Origin of the sequence: Clavibacter sp., from assembly GCF_014802555.1 — a bacterium.
Taxonomy (GTDB): domain Bacteria; phylum Actinomycetota; class Actinomycetes; order Actinomycetales; family Microbacteriaceae; genus Clavibacter; species Clavibacter sepedonicus.
This window is the reverse complement of the sequence record NZ_JAAVCB010000149.1, coordinates 1-5,535: the sequence shown is the minus strand read 5'-3', so window position 1 is coordinate 5,535 and position 5,535 is coordinate 1. Positions and strand designations below refer to the sequence as shown.

Here is a 5,535-nt window from a genome sequence, read left to right as displayed (position 1 = left end):
TCGCCGCCCCGCCGCCCGCCCGCGCCCGCCGCTCCCCCGCCGTCTGCGCGAAGACCCCCGACCTCCCCGTCGGCGAGCCGTTCGCGAGCGCATGCGCGCCGCCGCCCGCATCCGCCGTCGAGGAGCGCCTGCGCCAGGACCTGGCCGCCCGCCTCGAGTGCATGTCCCCCCTCAACGCCGTGCGGCTCGCGCGCCCGTTCTTCGAGCACCTCGAGGCGTGGCCCGACATCCTGCTGCCCGAGCTGCGCGTCGCGATCGAGTACGACTCCACCGGCCGCCACGGCCTCGAGCACGTCGGCCGCCGCGAGGAGGCCGACCGGCGCAAGGATCGCGCGCTGCGGGCCGCCGGCTGGGAGGTGATCCGCATCCGTACCGGCAAGCTGCCGCCCCTCGGACCGTACGACCTGTGCGTCTCGGGCCTCACGCGCGGCACGGTCGACCAGCTCCTCGACCGGCTCCGCGAGATCCGCGGCCCGTTCCTGGTGGACGCCTACCTGCGCGAGGTGCCGCCGTCGGCCGCCGCCGGGTGACGCGCGTCCGCCCGCGTTAGCTGACCCGCAGTGCCAGCGCCTCGCTCCGCCAGCGGGCGAGCAGCTTCCACGGATCCGGCTGCCCCGCGGCGAGCGCGGCGACGTGCGCCCGCAGCTCGACGTCGAGGTCGAACCACTCCGTGCGGTCGAAGCGCTGCCGCGCGAACTGCGCGTGCCGTGCCCGCTCCACGGCCCGCCCGCCGCGCTCGAAGGCCAGGAGCTCGTCGTGACGGAGCGTGCCCAGGCGCTGCCGCGGGTTGGCGCTCGTGCCGATCTTCATCCGGTCGTCGAAGCGGATGTAGTAGACGACGTCGACCCGTGGCGGCGCGAGCTCGCCGTCCGGGTGGTCGCCGTGTCGCCACTCGCACACGGCGCACAGCCAGCCCGACGGGTACCGCACCCCGAGGCGGGATCCGCACGCCGGGCACGGCGACGGCAGCACGTCCTCGACGCCGTGCGCGCGCTCCGCCCTTGCGGCGGCCGCCACGAGGTGCGCGGCGCACAGCGGGACGGGCGCACCGCTCTCGACCGGCGCCGTGCACCCCTCGGCGCGGCAGCGCGCGGATCCGCTCGACGTCATCCCCCGACGCTAGGCGCGGGTGCCGACATCGGCAGCCTCATCGACCGGGCCGCAGAGCCTCAGCGCGCCGCCCGCACCACCACGGGCGCCTGATCGTCGAGGCCGCGGCGGAGCTCGACCGAGGTCCACGGCACGGGCGCGTCGGCGAAGATCGGCTCGAGCACCTCCCACATGATGCGGCGGTCGGGGCCGACGAAGTAGACGTCGTAGGAGTCGTCGCCGAACTCGTTGCCGTCGATGCAGCCGGCCTCGAGGAGCTGCAGGGCGTCGTCGCCCGCGATCTCGGTCGCGGCCAGCGACTCGAACGCCTCGTACGCGGTCGCCGCCTCGCCGGCCTCGAAGCGCAAGACGACCCAGTCGTCTGGTGCGTCCGGGCGGGTCCAGGGGCGCGCGGCCGCGACGATCGCCATGGTCAGGCCGGTGATGATCCCGCTGAGGATGAGCGCGCGGACCCGGGGCGTCATGCCCGCGCCCGTCCGGCGTCGACTGCTGCGCTCATGCGACCTCCCCGTCCCGGCGGCCGCCCGCGCGGGGCCGCTCGCCTCCCCAGTATCCCCGCCGGATCCGCGGATGTGACCGGTCGCCCGCGACTCTGGACCGGGAACGGTCCTGGTGGATACCGTGCCTCCGACGAGCAGGCGTCCCGCCCGCCCGGCCCATCAGCGCCGCAGAGGAGCTCCGTGTCCGACACGAGCACGCACGAGGAGCTCATCGCCGCGATGGCGACCGTCTTCGACCTGATGGACGCCGCCACGATCGCGGCATGGGACGGGCTGACGGGACTGCAGATCCAGCTCCTGCGCGTGGTCGCGACCGACATGCGCATCGACCGCCAGTCGCTCTCGGTCTGGACCCGCACGTCGCGCGCCGCCCTCGTGCCGAGCCTCGCGGCGCTGCTGCAGCGGCAGATCCTCGCCGAGCAGGTGGACGTCGAGGGCGCGCACCTCGTCGTCGGGACCTCGGGCCGCGAACTGCTCGAGCGCGTGCTCCGCGCCCGCACGGGATGGATCCGCGGGGCCTGCGCCGCCGCGCAGCCGCCCGTCGCCGAGGCGGACCTGCGGCACGCGATCGTCACGTTGCGTCGCGTCGCCGACGGCGCTTGACCGCACCCCGCCACGCGACCGCGGGTGACCGCCACCCCCTCGACCCCGCCACCACCCCGCCCCTAGGGTGGGGAAATGTCGAACCCCATCGAGGCCCAGGCACCCCCGCGATCCGAGCTGAAGCGCTCCATCACGGTCAAGCAGCTGTACTTCTACGTGGTCGGCGACGTCCTCGGATCCGGCATCTACGTGCTCGTCGGCCTCGTCGCCGCGGCCGTGGGCGGCGCGTTCTGGATGGCGTTCCTCGTCGGCGTCTCCATCGCGACCATCACCGGCCTCGCCTACGCGGAGCTCGTGACCAAGTACCCGCAGGCCGCCGGCGCCTCGCTCTACATCAACAAGGCGTTCAAGAGCCCGGTGCCCACGTTCTTCATCACCATCTGCATGCTCAGCGCCAACATGGCCGCCGTCGGTTCCCTCGCCGCCGGCTTCGTGCGCTACCTCAGCGACCTCATCGGCCTGCCCGAGTCCGCCATCTGGGCCACCACAGGCATCGCGGTCGCGTTCGTCGCGGTCATCACGCTCATCAACCTCATCGGCATCAGCGAGTCCGTCGTCGCGAACGTGATCATGACCTTCGTCGAGATCAGCGGCCTCATCATCGTCGTCGCCATCGGCGTGATCGCGCTGATCGAGGGCGTCGGCGACCCGGCCGTGCTGCTGCAGTTCCAGGTCGAGGGCGGCCCCGGATCCGCCGTGCTGGCCGTGCTCGCCGGCGTCTCGCTCGCCTTCTTCGCCATGACCGGGTTCGAGAACGCGGCGAACGTGGCCGAAGAGACCATCGACCCGTCGCGCGCGTTCCCCCGCGCCCTCATCGGCGGCATGATGACGGCCGGCGTCGTCTACGTGCTCGTCTCGATGGCCGCGGCTCTCGCCGTCCCGATCGACGCGCTGGCGGGCAACACGCTCCCCGAGGTCGTGCGCGCGGACCTCTTCGTCATCCCCGCGGCCGTGATGCTGGTGGTCTTCGGCCTCATCGCCATGGTCGCCATCAGCAACACGGCGCTCGTGACCGTGGTGGCCCAGTCGCGGATCCTGTTCGGCATGGCCCGCGAGAACGTCGTCCCGGCGGTCTTCGCGAAGGTGCACCCGGCCCGCCGCAGCCCCTACGTGGCGCTGATCTTCGGCGGCGCGGTGGTGGCCGGCCTCCTCATCATCGGCGCGGCGATCCGGTCCAGCCAGGCCAGCATCCCCGAGGACGAGCGGCTCGACATCGTCGACCGCCTCGCGACCATCACCGTCGTGTTCCTCCTCTTCATCTACGCGCTCGTGATCGTCGCGTGCCTGAAGCTCCGTGGCCACGACGAGCGGGACGACACGTACCGCGCGAACACGCCGCTGCTCGTCGTCGGGATCCTCGGCAACGTCGCCGTGCTGATCTACACGCTCGTCGACGACCCCGGCGCCCTGTTCTGGGTCGGCGGCCTGCTCGCGCTGGGGCTCGTGCTCTACCTCGCGCAACGCACGTTCGGCGCCAAGAAGCCGGACCTGGAGGCCGCCGCCGACGTCGCCGCGTCCGGCCCGACGGACAGGGAGGTCTGACCGTGCACGTCATCGTCACCACCGACGGATCCCAGGCGTCGCTGCAGGCAGCCCGCCAGTTCCAGGTCATCGCGGACTCCCGCGAGATCACCGAGGTCACCGTGCTCGCGGTCGTGAGCCCGTACGCGGCCGCGCCGTTCGCCAACGAGCTCGGCCCGCACCACGCCCCCGCGCAGACCGAGCTGAGCTACCGCAGGGACGCGGAGGCGGCCGTCGACGTGGTCGCCGAGGTCTTCGACGGCTGGGGCCCAGCCATCCACCGCGACGTGCGCAGCGGATCGCCCGCGACAGAGATCATCCGCGCCGCCGAGGAGCTATCCGCGGGACTGGTCTCCATGGCGGCCGGCAGCCGCGGCCTCACGGCGACGATCCTGCTCGGCAGCACGGCCTCGCGCGTGCAGCACTCGGCACCGTGCCCGGTGCTGATCTGCCGGCCGACGGTGCGGGGGCGGGGGTAGCGCGTCGGTTCAGGCGGTACTCGACGTCGAATTCCTACCAAGGGATTGACCCCGGCCCATGGGGTGCCGCTTTGCGCGCCGGTTGACAACACCCCCGAAAGGGAACACTGGTCTACTTCCCCGCACGAGGAACTGCATTTAGGCTCATAGCGTCCCAATACGAAGATGCAAAGGCGCTCATGGACCCGATATACACGACCGAGACGATGGCCACGCGAGCTTTAGCCGCGGAGATACGACACGACCCGCAGGCGTTCACGACATGGGTTGTGGAGGCATTGGAGGTCGAACGAGAGGAGCTGGGTCAGGTCTCGAACGTCCGCTGCGAGGCCGAGGAGAACATCGACGTGGTGGTCACCTATGAATCTGGCACGCGCGTCGGCATCGAGGCCAAATTCGACCACGTGGTGACGGACGGACAACTCGCTCGGGAATCCGATGCGGTCACTCACCTGGTGCTCCTGGTGCTCGACCAAGCGGATGCACACGGACATGAGGCCGAGGTCGACGCGGTCGCGACCTGGGAAGAGCTGCTCGCCCGGTTCCGCGGCACACGACTCAGCCAGGAGGACATCGATCGCATCCCCGCGACGAAGAAGAAGGTCGAACGCCGCATGCAGGTGCTCAAGCTCGACGACCTCCTCCCCGAAGGATGGACGACGAGCATCATCCGCGGGGATGGAGGCATGTCCTCGATAGTGCTGGACGGGCCCACACCTGAAGGCGGACGACGACTGTGTGGTCAGATCCAGGTCAGCGGCCGGGACAGCAAGCGGCCGATCGAGGAGATCACACTGGAATATCACGTGGGCGTCAACGTGCGCTTGGATGAGGACGATTTCCCCGAGGACCCGAAGGACCGACCGACCTGGCTCGATGATCTCGACATCCTCGGCGACGTGTTGCAGCGGGATGCGGACCGATTCACGGTGCGCGAGAATTCACCTCGAAATGGGACGTCTGATCTGGGTAAGCGGAAGATGCCCATCGTGCATGAGCACCTCAAGGGCAGAGAATGGCTCGCCCAGGGATACTGCGACTGGTCGCTCGGTGCGAAGTCCGCGCTCCGCCCCCTCGACGAGCTGGAGGCTCTCGCCCACGAGGCCGTCGCGCTCTTCGTCGCCTGGGACACTGCTCGCATGTCCGCGTCGGCGGCAGCCACCTCCTGACGGTCACCGTCTCCTAGGCGGCCGGTTGCGGTCGCCTAGCTGTAGTTCCTCGGGAGGTTGTGAACGCGTGGGCGGATAGCGAAGACCTCCGGGACGATGTGAGTTACCAAGCACACGTCATCACCGGAGGTCTTCGTGACTCACGCTAACGCC

General features: G+C 70.7%; 7 protein-coding genes. 5 read left to right on the top strand and 2 right to left on the bottom strand.

Annotation, left to right across the window (positions count from 1 at the left end; genetic code table 11):
- The coding region (locus tag HDR73_RS16035; protein WP_502709183.1) for a putative endonuclease domain-containing protein at positions 1 to 530 on the top strand (530 nt) is incomplete at its 5' end.
- 16 nt (positions 531 to 546) lie between these two features.
- Here HDR73_RS16035 and HDR73_RS16030 read toward each other — a convergent pair.
- On the bottom strand, positions 547 to 1,110 hold the full coding sequence (locus HDR73_RS16030) for a GIY-YIG nuclease family protein (protein ID WP_012299584.1): 564 nt from the start codon (positions 1,108 to 1,110) through the stop codon (positions 547 to 549).
- Between the two features lie 59 nt (positions 1,111 to 1,169).
- On the bottom strand, positions 1,170 to 1,574 hold the full coding sequence (locus HDR73_RS16025; RefSeq protein WP_012299585.1) for a hypothetical protein: 405 nt from the start codon (positions 1,572 to 1,574) through the stop codon (positions 1,170 to 1,172).
- Between the two features lie 216 nt (positions 1,575 to 1,790).
- On the opposite strand from HDR73_RS16025, the gene HDR73_RS16020 reads away from it, so the two are divergent.
- From HDR73_RS16020 to HDR73_RS16005, 4 genes are all read left to right on the top strand, one after another.
- Positions 1,791 to 2,213 carry a hypothetical protein gene (locus HDR73_RS16020; RefSeq protein ID WP_012299586.1) on the top strand — a complete coding sequence of 141 codons (423 nt, stop codon included), beginning with the start codon at positions 1,791 to 1,793 and terminating at the stop codon, positions 2,211 to 2,213.
- A gap of 75 nt (positions 2,214 to 2,288) precedes the next feature.
- Positions 2,289 to 3,755, top strand: coding sequence for an APC family permease (locus tag HDR73_RS16015; RefSeq protein WP_012299587.1), 1,467 nt, complete (start codon positions 2,289 to 2,291; stop codon positions 3,753 to 3,755).
- Between the two features lie 2 nt (positions 3,756 to 3,757).
- Positions 3,758 to 4,213, top strand: a complete 456-nt coding sequence (locus tag HDR73_RS16010) for a universal stress protein (protein ID WP_012299588.1) — start codon at positions 3,758 to 3,760, stop codon at positions 4,211 to 4,213.
- A 179-nt stretch (positions 4,214 to 4,392) separates the two neighbouring features.
- Positions 4,393 to 5,382: a hypothetical protein gene (locus HDR73_RS16005; protein ID WP_049791930.1), complete on the top strand. Its 990-nt coding sequence runs from the start codon at positions 4,393 to 4,395 to the stop codon at positions 5,380 to 5,382.
- Positions 5,383 to 5,535: the final 153 nt, after the last annotated feature.